At 68.6% G+C, this 1024-nt stretch carries 1 pseudogene; it reads left to right on the plus strand.

Features of this window, described 5'->3' with window-relative positions:
* Nucleotides 1–42 precede the first annotated feature (42 nt).
* A pseudogene (locus ACVNF4_RS36350) lies at nucleotides 43–1024 on the plus strand (IS5 family transposase); the annotation flags it as partial.

Below are 1024 nucleotides of genomic sequence, written 5' to 3' on the forward strand. Positions count from 1 at the left end.
ATTCCCGCTCCAGGAGGGTGCCGACTGCGGTAGACCGGTCGCGTGACTCGTGGTGATCTGACTGACGCCGAGTGGGAGTTGATCGAGCCGCACTTGCCGCTGGGTGCGTTCGGGCCGATCCCTGACCTGCGCAACTACTTCAACGCGGTGATGTGGAGGTTCCGTACCGGCTGCCCCTGGCGGGATGTGCCGGAGAGCTACGGCTCCTGGTCGACGGTCTACGACCGGTTCCGGCTGTGGGCGCGCGAGGGAGTGTTCCAGACCCTCATGGACGCGATGATCGCCGAGGCAGCCGCCCGCGACGATGTCGATCTCAGCCTGGTCAGCGTGGACTCGACCGTTGCCCGCGCGCATCACCACGCGGCGGGCATGGCCGTCGACCCGGAGCTCCTTGAGGACCTGGAGAAGGCCGTCGCGAAGGAAAAGGGGCTGCGGCAAAGGGGCAGAACGACTCCGTAGGCGAGAAACCCGCGGACAGGGAGGACCCCGGGCGGGAACAGCGCCGCGCCGTGCGCCGACGCCGCAGGGCCCGGCTGCGGGCCGCCGAACTGGGCCGCTCCCGGGGCGGGCTCACCAGCAAGGCCCACCTCGCCGTCGAGCGACGGTGCCGCCCTCTGTCCATCATCCTCACCCCTGGACAGGCCGCGGACAGCCCGCACTTCATTCCGGTCCTCAAGAAGATCAAGGTACGAGGTCCCCTCGGCCGTCCCAGGACCCGGCCGGACGCGGTCGCCGGAGACAAGGCGTACTCCTCACGCGCCAACCGCGCCCACCTGCGCAGACGCAACATCAAGGCGGTAATCCCGGAGAAAGCCGACCAGGCCGCCAACCGCAGGAAGAAGGGACGCTCCGGCGGCCGCCCGGTCGGCCACGATGCCACGCTCTACAAAGATCGCAACACCGTGGAGCGCGCCATCAACAAGTTCAAGGAATGGCGGGGGCTGGCCACCCGCTACGACAAGACACCCGAGAGCTACGCCGCCGGACTTCACCTGCGCGGATCCATCCTCTGGTTACGCAGCCT

Source organism: Streptomyces sp. S6 (assembly GCF_054880855.1).